At 39.2% G+C, this 17,013-nt stretch carries 13 protein-coding genes; 11 read left to right on the top strand and 2 right to left on the bottom strand.

The window, feature by feature from the left end:
* Window positions 1-2 precede the first annotated feature (2 nt).
* Window positions 3-2,531: a type IX secretion system periplasmic lipoprotein PorW/SprE gene (gene porW / locus ACOXY8_RS05840; protein WP_458330905.1), complete on the bottom strand. Its 2,529-nt coding sequence runs from the start codon at window positions 2,529-2,531 to the stop codon at window positions 3-5.
* 158 nt (window positions 2,532-2,689) lie between these two features.
* Between porW and ACOXY8_RS05835 the strand changes: the two genes are divergently transcribed.
* From ACOXY8_RS05835 to ACOXY8_RS05785, 11 genes are all read left to right on the top strand, one after another.
* Window positions 2,690-3,559, top strand: coding sequence for a M23 family metallopeptidase (locus ACOXY8_RS05835; protein WP_458330621.1), 870 nt, complete (start codon window positions 2,690-2,692; stop codon window positions 3,557-3,559).
* 11 nt (window positions 3,560-3,570) lie between these two features.
* Window positions 3,571-4,011 carry a bactofilin family protein gene (locus ACOXY8_RS05830; RefSeq protein WP_458330620.1) on the top strand — a complete coding sequence of 147 codons (441 nt, stop codon included), beginning with the start codon at window positions 3,571-3,573 and terminating at the stop codon, window positions 4,009-4,011.
* Window positions 3,947-4,195 (top strand): AtpZ/AtpI family protein, encoded by a 249-nt coding sequence (locus ACOXY8_RS05825; RefSeq protein ID WP_458330619.1) that lies wholly within the window; start codon window positions 3,947-3,949, stop codon window positions 4,193-4,195. Before ACOXY8_RS05830 ends, ACOXY8_RS05825 begins: the two co-directional genes overlap by 65 nt.
* Window positions 4,196-4,201: 6 nt before the next feature.
* Window positions 4,202-4,591, top strand: a complete 390-nt coding sequence (locus tag ACOXY8_RS05820) for a hypothetical protein (protein ID WP_458330618.1) — start codon at window positions 4,202-4,204, stop codon at window positions 4,589-4,591.
* 14 nt (window positions 4,592-4,605) lie between these two features.
* Window positions 4,606-5,718 carry a F0F1 ATP synthase subunit A gene (atpB, locus tag ACOXY8_RS05815; RefSeq protein WP_458330617.1) on the top strand — a complete coding sequence of 371 codons (1,113 nt, stop codon included), beginning with the start codon at window positions 4,606-4,608 and terminating at the stop codon, window positions 5,716-5,718.
* Between the two features lie 38 nt (window positions 5,719-5,756).
* Entirely contained in the window at window positions 5,757-6,014 is a 258-nt protein-coding gene (gene atpE / locus ACOXY8_RS05810; RefSeq protein ID WP_458330616.1) for an ATP synthase F0 subunit C, read from the top strand.
* A gap of 69 nt (window positions 6,015-6,083) precedes the next feature.
* Complete coding sequence (locus ACOXY8_RS05805) at window positions 6,084-6,578, top strand: F0F1 ATP synthase subunit B (RefSeq protein ID WP_458330615.1); 495 nt, start codon at window positions 6,084-6,086, stop codon at window positions 6,576-6,578.
* 17 nt (window positions 6,579-6,595) lie between these two features.
* Window positions 6,596-7,156 (top strand): ATP synthase F1 subunit delta, encoded by a 561-nt coding sequence (gene atpH / locus ACOXY8_RS05800; protein ID WP_458330614.1) that lies wholly within the window; start codon window positions 6,596-6,598, stop codon window positions 7,154-7,156.
* Window positions 7,157-7,192: 36 nt separating this feature from the next.
* Window positions 7,193-8,770, top strand: a complete 1,578-nt coding sequence (gene atpA, locus ACOXY8_RS05795; protein ID WP_458330613.1) for a F0F1 ATP synthase subunit alpha — start codon at window positions 7,193-7,195, stop codon at window positions 8,768-8,770.
* Between the two features lie 67 nt (window positions 8,771-8,837).
* Entirely contained in the window at window positions 8,838-9,728 is an 891-nt protein-coding gene (gene atpG, locus ACOXY8_RS05790; RefSeq protein WP_458330612.1) for an ATP synthase F1 subunit gamma, read from the top strand.
* A 273-nt stretch (window positions 9,729-10,001) separates the two neighbouring features.
* Window positions 10,002-13,835 carry a T9SS type A sorting domain-containing protein gene (locus ACOXY8_RS05785; RefSeq protein ID WP_458330611.1) on the top strand — a complete coding sequence of 1,278 codons (3,834 nt, stop codon included), beginning with the start codon at window positions 10,002-10,004 and terminating at the stop codon, window positions 13,833-13,835.
* On the opposite strand, the gene ACOXY8_RS05780 is transcribed toward ACOXY8_RS05785, so the two are convergent.
* Complete coding sequence (locus tag ACOXY8_RS05780) at window positions 13,836-16,997, bottom strand: endonuclease/exonuclease/phosphatase family protein (RefSeq protein ID WP_458330610.1); 3,162 nt, start codon at window positions 16,995-16,997, stop codon at window positions 13,836-13,838.
* Between the last annotated feature and the right edge of the window lie 16 nt (window positions 16,998-17,013).

Raw genomic sequence — 17,013 nt, 5'->3', positions numbered from 1 at the left:
TACTATTGCCTATACATTTGCTCAAAAAAAGTAATGTACTCTTCTACATCTAGGTTCTGATATAGCCTTTCCAAATTTCTATTATCAATAACGAAGGTATAAAAATTACCCTGTTGCGTGTTTGATTTTATCATTTCAATTCCCTGAATCTGCTGCCACAGCTGTAAGCCTTGCTCGAAACTATCGAAACCGGAGAATACCATCATCGGGATTTCGCCTCCCAAATTTACGTAATCCTCTTTTAGCATTGTGCTTGGGAATAACTGTAATGCTGTTCTTAGAACGTTTTCGCTAAAAGTATCCGACTGTTGGGCCATTTCATCAGTGAATGTTACCATTAAGTAAAAAGGCGCAACTTCCCCAGCTTGGTAGCTATTTGCAACTTGCGAATACAATTGCTCTCTTCTTTCAGCGTATAAACTATCCAATTTCGTAGCCATTCCGGACAATTCACTTTCTGGAAAGTCACGATTGAATGATTCGAGACTTTCTCTAAACACAAGTTCACTTTCCGATTTGGCAATGTTCATCAATTCTAAGTAACGAATGTTGTCGCTAAATTCTGATAAAGGATAGTCTAAATAAATACCTCTTAGTAGAGATTTTGCTTCTGCAAATTGCTCCGCCTTGTACAATAAGTAAGCCGTTTTATACACATCTTGCAGCTTTTCACTTATGGCGTCCATTTCATTGAGTGATTCAGGGTTCGACAATGCCATCGTGAACATATTGTTGGGATAATTGGCCTTGAGCATATTTTCAAATTCGCTGGCATCATAATCAATTTCATTTGCAATCAGGAATAAGTAATAAAGTGCTTCGGGCTCATATTCCGAATTTGGGAACCTTCTGAGCAACTCTGTGAAAGCATCAAAGGCTAATTGATTCTCATCAAATTCAAGTCTTAGTATCTTACCTTTTTCAAAAAGCGATTCTTTGATTTGCTCTTGAAATTCAGCTTGTTTTTCAGGGGAATTTGGGATGCTGGCTATAAATTCTGCTTTAAAGCCTTCAACATCGAATCCAGTGTCAGCTTCCACTTCCTCATCGGCCAACATAGTAGGTATTTGTTCTTCAGCTTGGGCTACAGATTGGAAGTTAGTGCGTTGCGACCTTCGCCAATTATCCTCAAGCCTTCTATTGCCATATATTCGCTGAAACTCCAACTGACCTTGACTTGTGGCGCTTGGGTTGTAAAAATACCAAGCATTATTACTGGCTGCTCCACCACTTCTGCCTATAATATTTTGAAATAGATTGCCTCTAGCCGCCTTTTCTTCAGCAGCTTTCAATCTTTCAAGCTCATTTTCATATTCTTCTTTTTTCTGTTGAGCCAAACGGTCTGCAAGTCTTTCAATCTCATCTGTGGAAAGATTCGCATATTGTAATAAGCTATCGTTTGTGGTTACGGTATTATAATATGTATAATGATTGGATAAGTCTTCTGATAGGGAAGTTATCTGCGCATAGCTAGAATAATTGGGCGGGAGGTCAAGCATTACACTATCATAATAGAGTTTGGCGTGCAAATAGTTCTTGTCCTTATTTATAAGCAAATCACCAATTCGCTTATAAGAAAGTGCTCTCGCTCTCGCATTTTCTGAATTGGTAATGGCTAAGTTGTAATTTTCGAAAGCCCGATCAAATTGCCCATTTCGCTCTTCGAAAGCACCCATTTCCATGTATATTCGTCCTATAAATTCTTCATTCTTGCTTTCTTTCAATAGGTTAGTGTAGAATTTTCTAGCTTTTTGCAAATCTGTATCACGGCTCATCTGTGCTACTTGCTGCATAAATAAATTCGCATAAAAGCTCATGACATAATCCTTGCTGGTTTTGATTACCTCTCTATAGCTTTGATATGCTCCACCATCGAATCCTAGTTGCTGGTAGACTTGCGCAAGCAAAAAATGAATTCTTCCCACATCAAATCTATTTTTACTAATAGATGTTGCCTCTGCAAGGTTGATTACCATATTGTCAAGATCGCCTCTTTTCTGATAAAAATCTGCCTGAGAAAGATAGAATCTCCAGAGATTATCTTCAGTCATTTCTTGTCTCTTGAGGTAATTGGAGACTTCTTCGGCAAGGTCTGGGCGATTGTCTGCCAAATAAACACGGATAAGGAATATCAATGCTTGATGCTGCAGGTCTTGGTCGTCGCTGGATACATTTACAAAGCGAAGTGTTTCATTGGCAAAGGAATATTCGCCTTTGTAAAACCGTGCTTTTCCAATTAGAAAATAAGCATCGTCTACATATTGGCTATTGCCATGAAACTGGATAATCAATGAAGCTTTTTCGATAACATAGTCCAAATCTGCTATCATTGGAGCAATGGTCGTTGAGTCTACTAGTGGGTACACAGGAAGGATTTCATCGTAGTTGTAGGTCTGCGATGCTCTAATATTTTCCTCCACCTCCCGCATTTGTTCCTTAGCAAGAAATAAGGCATTGAATCTCGACGTTGTGTTATGGAAGGCCTTACTTACCATGGTATTTTTTTCGCTAGAACACGAAATCAGCACCATGCTAAAGAAAATTCCAGCAATAATCGAATAGAAGAGATATTTAGGGTTTGTCCTCATTGATGATAAAACAACGCAATTTGTCTTGGATTCATGCAATGCTCAAAATTTTTCTAGTTAATTATCCATAAATTTGTTGAATTCACTTTTAAAGAGCTAATGTGAGCAGAAGAAAAACACTAACAACTTGGCTAAAGGGCAGATTTCTCCTCATCGTAAGGGATGAAGATAATTTTGCCGTTAAGAAGAGCTACCGCTTTTCGAGATCTTATTTAATCGGCCTGAGCTCATTGGTGCTTTTGGTAGTAGTACTTATAAGCTCATTATTTACTGAAACAATTATCCCAGCCATTATCGGCAAAGACGATCGGGAAATGACGACTAATCTACGGGTATTAGAAATTTCCGAAACCGTAGATTCACTTGCGAATCAATTAGAAGCTCGCGAAACCTATATAGCCAATTTGCGACGAATCTTCCAAGGACAAGATGCTGGTATAGACGAGGAGATGATTCAATCCATGGCTCCGAGTATTTCAGGTTCCAATCGCGAAATAGTTGAAAGCCCAATTAGTGAAGCGGATTCACTTTTTAGAAAGGAAATTGAAGAATCAGACTTTGGCTTAATTTCATTAGGAATCACTCAAATGGAAGAGTTGATGGATCTTTATTTTTTCCCGCCAGTGAATGGGGTGATCTCAGCACCTTTCGATTTGAAATCCGATCACTTTGGTGTGGACATAGTTTCAAAGGCAAACGATCCGATTATGTCAATCGCCGATGGTACAGTGATAATGGCAAGTTGGACGCAGGATTCGGGGTATACCATTGCTATTCAGCATAGAGGCAATCTTATTTCCATCTATAAACACAATGCAGTATTATTGAAAAAAGTTGGTAATTTCGTGAGTGCAGGAGAAACAATTGCAATTATCGGAAATAGTGGCGAGCTTACAGACGGGCCGCACCTGCATTTGGAGGTTTGGCATAATGGCAGCCCAATTGACCCAGAACAGATTATTTCATTTTAGTATATAGGCAAATGTTTAATAGAAAAGAGGAATTCAAAAGAGCAGAAGAAATTAGTGTTAGCAACAATATCATTGGCAAAGGTTCCGTAATACAAGGTGATATGGAGACGCATGGCAATGTGCGCATAGAAGGTAAAATCATTGGTAATGTGAAAACTAAAACCAAGGTAGCTATTGGAACTAATGCGAGTATGGAAGGAAATATCCTTGCGCAAAACGCTGAAATTGCTGGAGAAGTAAGTGGCAAGGTTGAAATATCCGAAACACTATTGCTGAAATCTACATGCGTGATAAATGGAGATATAATCACGAATAAATTGATCGTAGAACCTGGCGCAGTGTTTAATGGTAGTTGCAAAATGGGTGTAATAATAAAGGAAATCAAGCTTGGAGAAAGCCAAAAAGAAATCAGAACCGACAGAAAACCAGAAGCAAGAGCCGTCAACGCTTAATCAGGTTTTAAAATTTTCTGGCTTAGGCTTACAAATGCTCGTGACCATTGGTGTATTTATCGCCATTGGTTTTTTTCTTGATAAATGGTTCAACGACTCCAAACCACTTTGGATATTGATATTGTCCTTTGTCGGAACCGCAGCGGGCTTTTATCAATTTTACAAATCACTACCCAAACTTTAGCATAGCATGGTAAAAAAAGCTCTGTTCAAAATCATTGGCTATAGCGCCTTTCTTGCAGCTATTATTTTTCTTTTGCAGAATATTTCCTTCACTCACCATTTGATTCATTCTGACATTTGGACCATTTTCATTTTCTCATTTATCGTTTCCATTCTTATCGGTCTTGCTAATTCTTATTTCGTGTCAAGGAAGGATTTTGCCGAAAACCTCCCGCAAGTTTTTATTGCAAGTACAGTGATGAGATTGCTGTTGAGTATATTTTTCGTGGGTATAGTTCTATATTTAGGTGTCGAAGATCGCTTATTGTGGGTAATAAACTTTTTTATACTGTATATTTTCTACCTGATTTTTGAAATAATTAGCCTTATGACTACCTTGCGCCCTCATTCAAGGTAGGTGACCCATAAATAATGAAAAATTTTACAGTACGAGCCGTCAAGAGGCTGATCTACAGTTTTTTATTAATATCTGTTATTGCAGGCCTTCCAAGCACTGGAGTTGCCGCTGTTGCTAGTGAAACCGAAGGAGAAGGTGGAGGCACGGATTTTATCCTGCATCACATCAAAGATTCTTACTACTGGCACTTTTTCGACATAGGAGAACATCCTGTTTCTCTTTCTTTGCCCGTAATTTTATGGATAGACAATGGATTGGTGACGTTCAGCTCTTACAAGTTCCACCACGACGACGAAGGTAAGGAGGTTGTAGAAGCGGGAGGTTTACAGTTCGTGAAATATCACGAGAAAGTTTACCAAGCATCGGATGTACCAAGTGAGAATGGGTCATTCATTAAGAAAGACGAAAAAGGTGCAATCGAAAATGTAAAGCCATTCAGCTTATCCATTACCAAAAATGTGGCGATGTTATTTCTTACCCTTGCGGTAGTTTTATTCATCATGCTGAATGTAGCGTCTCATTACAAGAAAAATCCAAAGTCAGCACCAAAAGGAATGGCATCTGTTTTCGAACCTATTATACTATATGTTCGTGACGAAATTGCCAAGCCGAATATTGGTCCAAAGTACAAGCGTTTTATGCCGTACTTACTTACCTTGTTCTTCTTTATTTGGTTTGGAAACTTGCTAGGTCTATTGCCTGGTGCGGCCAACCTTACGGGTAATATTGCTATCACCATGTGTTTGGCATTATTCACTTTCATAGCAACTAACCTTAATGGAAATAAGGAATACTGGAAGCACATATTTGCTACTCCTGGTGTTCCATTGCCGCTTTTGCCTATATTAGTTCCGGTTGAGATCATCGGTATTTTCACAAAGCCATTCGCACTTATGGTTCGTTTGTTTGTGGCGATTACGGCAGGTCACATCGTTATTTTGAGTTTAATCGGTCTTGCGTTTATCTTCTCGTCTTATGCGGTAGGTATAGCAAGTACTATCATGGTTATATTTATCAACATCATTGAGTTGCTAGTTGCGACTATCCAAGCTTATGTATTTACCTTGTTCTCAAGTATGTACATTGGTTCGGCAGTAGCTGAGCATCATCATGAAGAACATCATTGATTTTAAATTGAATTTTCACTTACCTAAATTAATTTAACATGCTTACTTCAATTTTATTAACTGCTGGTTTTGCACTAATGGGTGCAGGTATTGGTGCTGGAATCGTTGCAATTGGTGCCGGTTTGGGTATCGGTCGTATCGGTGGTCAAGCAATGGAAGGTATTGCACGTCAGCCTGAAGCTGCTGGTAAAATCCAGACAGCGATGTTGATTATTGCAGCTCTTATTGAGGTGGTTTCTTTGTTCGGTGTGGTAGTTTGTCTACTTATCGCAACAAACAGTAACCTAACTTTCTAATCAATTTTACAATTCAACCGGGCGATGGGCCCGGTTGTTTTTTATTTGAAGCATTAACAAGTTAATACTATGGATCTTTTATTACCTGACGGTGGATTATTTATATGGCAAGCTTTAGGTTTCCTATCCTTGCTATTGATCCTAAGAAAATTCGCATGGAAGCCAATTTTGGATGCATTGAGCGAAAGAGAAGATTCGATCGACTCTGCGCTACAAGCAGCTGAAGCGGCAAAAGTGGAAATGGCCAATTTAAAGGCTGATAATGAAAAGCTATTAGATCAAGCTCGCATCGAGAGAGATAATATCCTTAACAATGCTCGTGAAGTAGCTCGCAAATTCGAAGAAGAACAAATTGGCGTTGCTCAACAAAAGGCAGCCAAACTTCTTGAAGATGCAAGAGAAGCTATCAACAACGAAAAATTAGCTGCCCTCACAGATGTAAAAAATCAAGTAGCTCAATTGTCTCTTGATATCTCTGAGAAATTGCTAAGAAAGAAGTTGGAAGATAAGGATTCTCAAAAAGCATTGGTTAATGACTTTTTGAAAGATGTTAAATTGAACTAGGTAAAATTCCAAAAGGAATGTCAGATTTAATCGTAGCCGCAAGATATGCCAAATCACTTTTCGACTTAAGTATCGAAATGAATTCACTTGAAGAGGTGAGTAAAGATTTGCAAATGGTAGGCTCTTTAATAAATGGAAATCGGGAGTTGAAGCTTTTGCTTAAAAACCCTGTAATACCACATTTGAAAAAATTGGCCATTTTCAGAGAGTTATTCGAAGGAAAGGTAAATGAATTAACCATGTCTCTTTTGGCAGTTACAACCAAAAAGAACAGGGAATCAGTAATTCCTTCTATGGTTACCGAATTTCATAAATTATATAATAGTCATTTGGGTATCCAAAAGGCGACTGTTACCACTACAAGCGAACTTACTGCTGAGCAAAGAAGTGAGTTTATTGAAATGGTAAAAACTATCTCAAATATGAAATCTGTGGAGCTTATCGAGAAAATCGACGAGAGCATCATAGGTGGATTTGTATTGAGAGTAGATGATGAACAGCTAGACGACTCGATCAATACTAAATTGAAGAGCCTAAGACAAACGTTCAGCGAAAACCCTTACGTAAAAGAATTTTAAACCCGTTTCACAACGAAATAATAACTGGATCATATCATGGCAGAAGTTAGACCGGATGAAGTTTCAGCAATACTAAGAGCGCAATTGGCAGGCACCAAAAGCGCTGCTGAGCTCGAAGAAGTAGGAACAGTACTTCAAATTGGTGATGGTGTTGCCCGTATTTACGGACTATCAAATGCGCAAGCAGGAGAGCTATTGGAATTTGAAAATGGCCTTCAAGCACTTGTGCTTAACCTTGAAGAAGACAATGTAGGTGCGGTACTTTTGGGTGCTTCAGCGCATACAAAAGAAGGTGATACTGTAAAAAGAACCGGCAAAATTGCCTCGGTACAAGTTGGCGATGGTATGGTAGGCCGTGTAGTAGATACACTTGGTCAGCCAATCGACGGTAAAGGACCAATCACAGGTGAATTGTTCGAAATGCCACTTGAGCGTAAAGCGCCAGGTGTAATTTTCAGACAGCCTGTAAATGAGCCTTTGCAAACGGGTATCAAGTCTATCGATGCGATGATTCCAATCGGTCGTGGACAGCGTGAGTTAATTATCGGTGATCGCCAAACAGGTAAAAGTGCCGTTGCGATTGATACGATTTTGAATCAAAGAGAATTCTACGAAAAAGGCGAACCTGTATTCTGTATATATGTTGCTATCGGTCAGAAAGCAAGTACTGTAGCACAAGTTGTTGCTGCTCTTGAAAAAGGTGGTGCAATGGATTACACGGTAATCGTTTCTGCTTCAGCTGCTGATCCTGCTCCATTGCAATTCTATGCTCCATTTACTGGTGCATCTATTGGTGAGTTCTTCAGAGATACGGGCCGTCCTGCTTTAGTTGTATATGATGATTTGTCGAAACAAGCGGTTGCTTATCGTGAGGTTTCATTGCTTCTTCGTCGTCCTCCAGGACGTGAAGCCTATCCAGGTGACGTATTCTATCTTCACTCTCGCTTATTGGAGCGTGCTGCGAAGATTATCAATAACGATGAGATCGCTGCAAACATGAATGACCTCCCGCCTTCTTTGAAAGGTAAAGTAAAAGGTGGCGGTTCATTGACAGCTCTTCCAATCATCGAAACACAAGCAGGTGACGTTTCTGCCTATATCCCAACCAATGTAATTTCAATTACAGATGGTCAGATATTCTTGGAAACTAACTTATTCAACGCGGGTATTCGTCCTGCGATTAACGTAGGTATTTCGGTATCACGTGTGGGTGGTTCTGCTCAGATCAAATCAATGAAGAAAGTTGCTGGTACATTGAAACTTGACCAAGCGCAGTTCCGTGAATTGGAAGCTTTCTCTAAATTTGGTTCAGATCTAGATGCTAGTACTAAGCGTACAATCGAGCGTGGCCGTCGTAATCAAGAGATTTTGAAGCAAGCGCAATATTCTCCTGTTTCTGTAGAGCAGCAGGTAGCAATTATCTATGCTTCTACCAAAGGTTTGATCGATGATGTAGCAGTAGAAAAAGTAAGAGCATTCGAAAGAGAATTTGCTTCTACACTTGAATTGCAGCATAAAGATGCTTTGGAATCTTTGAGAAAAGGGAAACTTGACGAAGCTGAAGACACTTTGAAAAAGGTGATTGCCGAACTAGCACCTCGTTATTCCAAGTAATATTTAGAAAAAGCGGGAGGAGGTGATTCGCCTCTTCCTATATTTTATATAGCTAAGCCGAAAGCAAATGGCCAACTTAAAAGAAGTAAAAGAGCGAATAAAATCGGTAAGCTCAACCCAGCAGATTACCAAAGCCATGAAAATGGTGGCAGCTGCTAAGTTGAGAAGAGCCCAAGATCGCATCATCCGTATGCGCCCTTATGCTCAACGTCTTTCAGGTATATTGCAGAATGTGTCTTCTTCATTGGATGAGACAGTGAATTCTGAATTTACAGTAGAACGCCCGGTAGAAAACGTGCTAATTGTGCTTATCACTTCCGATAGAGGTTTGTGTGGGGCATTTAATAGTAATGTTTTCAAAGGCGCTAATAGACTGTTGAACCAGAAATATGCAGTAGAATTTGCTACTGGCAAGGTAACCTTTTTGCCAATTGGCAAAAAGGCTTTTGAGTATGCCAAGCGTAGAAATTTCAATATTGTAGGTGGACATAGCGATTTGTTCCTTCGATTGTCCTTCGATGAGTCTCGTGCAGCCTCCGAATATATCATGGATTCATTTGTAAGTGGCAAATACGATAGAGTAGAGCTTGTGTACAATAGTTTCAAAAATGTTGCAACGCAACTTGTAATGGAAGAGCAATTCTTGCCGGTAGAAAAAGTAACACCAGCTGAAGGTAAAGCCGAATCATCAAAAACGGATTATTTGTTTGAACCTACACCAGCATATATTGTAGAAGAACTCATTCCGCAGTCATTAAAAATTCAGCTTTACAAAGCGTTACTTGACTCTAATGCTTCTGAGCATGGTGCTAGGATGACCGCAATGGATAAGGCAACTGATAATGCTGGTGAACTACTGAAACAATTGAAATTGACGTATAACAGAACACGCCAAGCAGCAATTACCAAAGAGATACTAGAAATCGTAGGTGGTGCTGAAGCGTTAGCTGCGAAATAGAATTATAAAATTACCCAATAATAAAAAAAGCGACACTGTGCGAACAGTGTCGCTTTTTTTATCTTATTTTTTCCCAATTTAAAATAAGAATTAATTATATTAATACATTTAATAATAAAAAAATGAATTGAATAAACTATCTCAGATTAGTTAAACTTATTGTCTTACATGTTAGTTTTTATTCGTTTTATTAATGTATTTTTGTTGTTCACACATTTAATGTGGCAATTTATATGCATATTCTTAAAATAATTTTTTGCGCTAACATTTAGAATGGAATCCCAAATTGGAACAGCAATAGGGAATCCGGTAAGTAAACGTTTTGCATTAGGCCGAATGATGGGATTAGCGTGTCTATTTTTCTTTGGCTTTTTCGGGGGATCAATTGCTCAGTCTACTTGGAATGGGAATCTTAATTCTGATTGGTCAGACCCGTCAAACTGGAATGGTAATTCAGTACCGGTTAGTGGCTCCAGTGTTAATATCCCAAATACTACTAACTTCCCTATTATATCTAGCAATGTAACAATCAGTAATTTGACAGTCAGTTCCGGCTGGAACGGCGGGAACATATATGTTACTGATGGAGCAACCTTGACTGTTTCGAATAATGTGAGCATTAATAACAATGGCACCATTTTCCTAGATAATGGACATTTGCAAGTCAATGGGAGTGGTTTTTCTTATGCATATAATAACACATTGGTGCAAATTACGAATGGTGGTTCATTAAGCTTACCCAGTGCCTATTTACAGGTTAATGGTGAACTAGATATTCAAGAAGGAAATATGTATTTAGGTAATGGTTTCCAGCTGTCTAGTGGGAAGTTATTTAGTGTAGGTACAGGAGATATAACCATTGATGGATCAACCAATTTGTTTGGCGTACTCAATGGAGGATTAGGCAATTTTATTTTTAGTGATGGAGACCTTGTAATTAGAAACGGTGGGAGATTCTTTATGGCTCCAGTTACACCGGATGTAAGTAATGATCCTGATTATCCATCATTCCCTGAATTACCAATATCTGCAGGTGGGAGTATTCAGTTCAATGATGAAGCCGCAGTAGAGAATAACGGTAGGTTCTATATAGGGAATGCCGATGTTATCTTTACAAAGGATTTTACAGCTCAGGGTGATTCAGAAACAGAGATTTTTAATGGGTCAATTACCTTTGAGGGAGAAGCTATTTTTAGAAACAGCGGTTCGATATCTATAATTGGTGGTGGAGAAATTATTGTTGAAGGGAATGCAGAATTCAGAAACAGTGGAGTATTAAATACCGGACCAGGCGATGTGACTGTTGCTGGGACTTCTACCTTTAGAAATAGCGGCACACTCAATGGAGGCACGGGCACTATCAATTTTCAAGATGATGTATTTATTGCAAATAGTGGTGGAGTAATCAATGCGGGCTCAACGACTATTGTATTTAGCGGTAGCGAAATAGAGAATAGTGGAACGTTTAATGCAGGAACAAGCACATTTATATTTGCCGGGGATGGAGTACAAGAAATCACCGGAAGTAATGGGCAGATTGAGTTTTATAATCTGGACGTTGAAGAGGGGGCAGAAGTAAATTCCACACAAAATGTGATTGTGTACAATGACATGATAGTGGACGATAGTGGAGATTTTACATTGGAACCAGACAGAAACCTCAATGTAGTTGGGGTAGTAACAGGAGATCCTCAAGTAGGGACTATACGTCCATATATCATTACAATTGAAATAATAAATAGTACGACATTAAAAGCGATTTTTAATCAAGAGTTAAACCCAACTACTGCTCAAGTTGCTTCAAACTATTCCATTCGCGATGCAATTAATTCTGCTACGGTGGTAGACGCAATTTCTACTAACCCAGTATTGGGAGGTGTAGGCAGTAATGAAGTAACAATTACGCTGGATAGTCCCATTAATATTGACGATCCTTTTGATTTGTATTTGAGAGTTGTAAATGTGACTAATCTTGCAGGCAATGCTGTAAATAACCCTCACTGGAAGCGTTTCGGTATCAGTCAAAATAGATTTTATGTAAAGTTAGAGGCTGTTGGTGATAACAATGGAACAAATTGGACCAATGCTTTTAACTCACTTCAAGATGCATTAGAAGCAGCTACTACCGGGAATGAGATTTGGGTTGCACAAGGAACATATATGCCTGAGAAAGACCTTTCAGGTAATTCGAGCCCTGCAGATTCGCGTACAAAAACATGGCAATTGAAGAATGGTATAACCATTTATGGTGGTTTCCAAAATACAGGTAATCCGGGCATTGGAGATCGAGATTGGGAATCGTATCCGACAATTCTTAGTGGAGACTTAGATGAGAATGATGGCTCAAGCTTTAGTAATAGAACTGATAATTCTTACCATATTTTCTATCATCCAAATGGAACAAACCTTAATTCAACTGCCGTTCTAGACGGATTTATCCTCAAAGGGGGCAATGCAAATGGAACAGGAGATCATGGATATGGAGGTGCGATGTTTAATTATGCGAGTAGCCCGACGCTGATAAATCTTACATTTGAGGAGAATGAATCCAATGTTGCAGGAGGCGCTATTTACAATCGTGCAGGTAGCGAGCTTACCATTTTGAATTCAGCTTTTATAAATAACCGCTTTAAATTGTCTGGGTCGTTGGAGAATGGTGGAGGAGCGATCAAAAGTTTCGAACAAAGCTCAATTTTAGTCATAAACACATTGTTCGAAAATAACAATGGCCCTGATTTAAGTGGGGAGTCCTATGGAGGAGCTATTTATAATCAATGCTGTAATACCGATGTAATCAGAAGTTCAGTATTTAGAAGCAATGGCAATGTAAGAGGTGGAGGAGCCATTGCGAATTATAATGATGGTACTAATCCGCTAATAATCAGTAGTAAGTTTTTAGGCAATCAAGCTCGGTTTGGAGGTGCTATATATGGGAATGGTGGAAATAATGGGAATAGTCCTGAAATTGTGAATTCTGTAATTACTGGAAATAGAGCAATCGTAAACGGAGGAGGTGTTTACAATAAGAGTGCATCGAACCCATTATTTGTTAATGTGACTATTGCAGGAAATTATGCGGATAATGATGGAGGAGCATTTTTTAATACGGATGAAGGTGGAAATCCAAGTAATCCGGTGTTAAGAAATTCGATCGTCTGGGGAAATGGTGCCGGTGGTGGTGGTAAACAATTGTATAATGTCATTGCAGAAATCAGTGAGTCTAATTTCTTCGGACCATTCGGCTCAGCTGTTCAACTACTCGCCAATCAAAACACATCATCTACAACCCTCAATCATTCGCTATATGGTGATGATGTTGGAGATGTGGTTGGGAATGTATCTGCAGATGCATTCAGCACAACGAGTGATCCCATGTTTGTCGATCCGATGGATCCGACCGCCGCACCAACTATAGATGGGGATTATAAACTTTTTGAAGATTCTCCCGCTGCAAATACAGGCTCTGATGGCTTCCTTAGCACATATGACTTGGACGGAGATGTTGACAATGAAGAACGATTTGATGGAGGGGTAAATATGGGTGCTTTTGAAACAATTATTCCAAATGCAACTCAACCCATTCGCTTGATCTATTTTAAAGCTTCAAAATTAGCGGACGAGAGAGTTGAGCTTAATTGGGCTACTGCTAGTGAAGAGAACAATGATTATTTTCTGATTGAAAGATCGTTAGATGGAAATGAATGGGAAGCGATTACTCAAAAGCCAGGTGCAGGCAATAGCTCACAAACACTCACCTACCAATATATAGATGAAAACCCGATAGTAGGGATCTCATATTACAGATTAAAGCAAGTTGACTTTGATGGCAGCATAAGCGTTTCACAACTGGAGAGAATAATTATTGAAACAAATGGGAAGTTTCTTAAACTAGCTCCTAATCCTGTTTCAGATCAACTATTTATTATCAATAATTACGATAGGGGAACTCAATTTCAAGTTTATAATACCCAAGGAAGCTTGGTTTACACTTCTACCATCGATTCTGAACGAACAACGATGGAAGTATATTCTTTGCCAAAAGGAGTTTATGTTTTGAAAGTCCTTAATAATTCCAATCCTACTTCACTTCGCTTTCTAAAGAAGTAATTACCTCTTCAATATTCTTGTAATTCCCAGCTCTCCATCAATTCCGAGATAGAGTAAGTAAACTTTTCCGTTATGGTTGGTAAGAACGGTCGAAAGCTCTTGACTCAATTGATTCAAATTTGCAGTTCCATTATATAAAATCCTTCCAAGGAAATCCTTTAAGGTGGCTGTTACTATTGTATCCTCATCCAATCCTTCGACGGGAACCAAACTAATAATTCCTGATGTAGGGTTTGGGCTTATAACAACCTTTGTGGCAAAGGTAAATCTCCAAACCTCAATTATTGTAAAAGTGAACTCATCCAATTCATTTAATAATACTCCCCCACTACTACTCAATAATTTGAATGTTGCGGTTTCTTCATCCTCCCGCTTATTATCCACATTTGGAATTATAGTAAATGAGATGGAAGATGAACCTGCAGGTACATTTAAGGTTATCTGATTGTTTTGCGTTGCAGGTAAAGTATAAAAATCTTCCGTTTTACCATATACCGCACCTTCTCCTAATTCTACTTCAATTGTAATTGTGCCTTCTTCAGTAGTGGGCGCAGCAAATCGAATGGTTTTGGTATATGGTCCTGAGCCCTCTTTTCTGCCAGCTTCTAATTCATCAAATCGAGCTATTGGGCCAAGTAATTCGAATCGAGCAGTTACTGCAAGGTGGTCAGAAGTGTTATTTGCATAGTTAGGAATCATCCTAAATGGAGCAATCACTTTGGCCGACTCCGGAATATAATCAGGCTCTAAGCTGGACGAAACAATGATATGATCAATCATATCACTAAAGCCTGTAGTTGAGCGATTGTTGACTAAACTCAATGCTTTACTAATTGGTAAAAAGCCACTTTCAGAGGCTGTAAATGGACTATAAGGGCTTGGCAGGTTTTGGATTATTGAAGCATCCAAATCGTCATTTAAGTCACCTAGTAGAATTACATGTTGATTTTGATAATAGGTGGCTAAAGTATCTTTCAGCGCTAGCGCATCGAATTGGCGACGGTTGTAATCTGCGATATCACTGCCTCCACTCTTTGCATGGATATTTATAAATGTAATATCTCGCTGCACCGAACCGATTGTAACCCTTGCTTTCAATTCAAAAGGCAACCTCCCGCTTGAATAGAAGCTTGACGGGTTATTGCCTGGATAATTGTCTAATGCAGTACTTGAACCAGCACGCGCGGCGTCAAACATCTCTTCGAACATCACTCTTTGACTGACGATTTCCACTGTGGATGTTCTATAAATAAAGCAGATTTTTTGTGGTGCAAATGAAGGATCTTCACTTTCCCAAGAATATGAATATCTATCTGAGCATACATAAGCATAGCCAGGCATTAAAGCAACCATTTCGGCCAAGTGGGAGGTATTAGAAACCTCTTGTACAGCAATGATATCGGAGTGCAAAGAATCTAATACGCGCCTTACATTTTGAGCTTGCAAAGCCACGTCGTCCGGGCCAAAGCTTTGATTGTCATAATCCTCCCTGCGAGCTCCAAAGAATTCAATATTCCATGTGGCTACATCTAAAGTTGTATTTCTGCTTAGCTGGTCTGTGTTTGAGGTAGGGATTTCACTTCCGGGAATATCCGGCTGAAATCTAGGCTGCAATTGTGTATTGGCTCGAAAGCGACCGACTACGCCTGTGATGTCTGTTTCAGCTTGCGGTTTGGTAAGACCTGGAATATCCGTACTTCCTACAATTCTCATTTGGGCTTCTATACCGTCTTGGTCTTCAATAATTTCCGTGCTATTGGGATAGAATACAAAACTCTTATCCCTCAACTCCACATTCACTACGGTCACTAATTGGCCTTCATATTGAGCAATTTCGCTTAATTCCACCTGCTTTGGACTCACAAATCTTTTAGCAACATCAACTTTTCTGCCTAATAAATTAGAGCCTGTGATTTGTATCAGATCATTGAAAAATCCGATGGTTCCATACACCAAAACTGAATCACCTATTTCTATACTTGAACTAAAATTACTATTGAAAATGGGAATCCCTCCAGTAGCATCTTGGATGAATGACGGACTTCCAAATTGATTGCCAGCAGTAACCCTCCCGCCTACAGTTACAATATCCCCACTTTGTTTATCACGTGCTTCAGCTATGGAAATTATATTGCTGTAAGGATCAAAACCACTTCCAATTACGCTTATGATTGTTTGAGCATTGCCGCTTCTATGACGGATTTGTGATGTGGAGCTTCCGATTGCTTGAGGGTTAAATTTGACAAACACTTCTTGACCTTCGACAGCAATATGTATCTCATTGCTGAAATTAACTCCGTCTGCGGACAAACTAAATAGCTCAGGCTTATCACTTATAATGTGAATAGAATCGTTCAGGTTATTGCTCGTTACTTGATAGGAAAGTACTTTACTTGCACCAACCTGAATATTTCCATATGAAAGAAATGTAGGTGAAGTGATAATGATTGGTGTTTCAGTATCTTGACCCATAGGGACAATCGAAAAATTATCGATAGCAAGCCCATCGTCTGCACCTGTTGCATTTATATCTTCCCATTTGAGCCAAATGCCACTCCCTGGTTCCATATTAAGCCCTGAAATAGTTTGACTTAATTCTTTTTGATATGATGGGTTATCACCATCCCTAGGGCCAATATTGCCGGCGGTATTGGGTGTTACAAAATCTAATTGAGAAACGCTGTTATAAGTGCCGGAATTCAATGAGCTGGCATCTTGGCTGTAGCTGAATTCAAGGAAATCTAAGCGACCTGAATTATTACCAAGACGCCACATTTTGCCGGTATAGCTAATTTTAAGTGCTGTAATTACCGATCCAGTATTGTTTACGAAGTATGCACCTATACTTGGTGAAAGGGAGCCTGATAATAAGCTGCCAAACGAGCGATTATCAGAGTTATTTTGGCCATAGCTGTAGATGTCGCCGCTATTTGAGGCGCCATTGTTCGCTACATACTGTCCATCATTGCGACTACTTGTACCTGTCTCCATCAGATACCAGCCTTGAGGCAAATTATCACTAAACCCGTCACTAGCAAGGTTGTTGAAATTTTGAATATAGGGAGTATTAATACTATTCCACTGTATTTGAGCTGACACAGTTCCGATTCCAAGATGACAAAGCAGCACACTTGTTGAAAAAGCTATGTAGAATTTAATCATATGATTAATTTTAATT

This window comes from Peijinzhouia sedimentorum (genome assembly GCF_049340005.1).
Lineage (GTDB): Bacteria > Bacteroidota > Bacteroidia > Cytophagales > Cyclobacteriaceae > CAXBDP01.
Note: the sequence above shows the minus strand (reverse complement) of the source record. Positions and strands in the feature narration are given on the sequence as shown.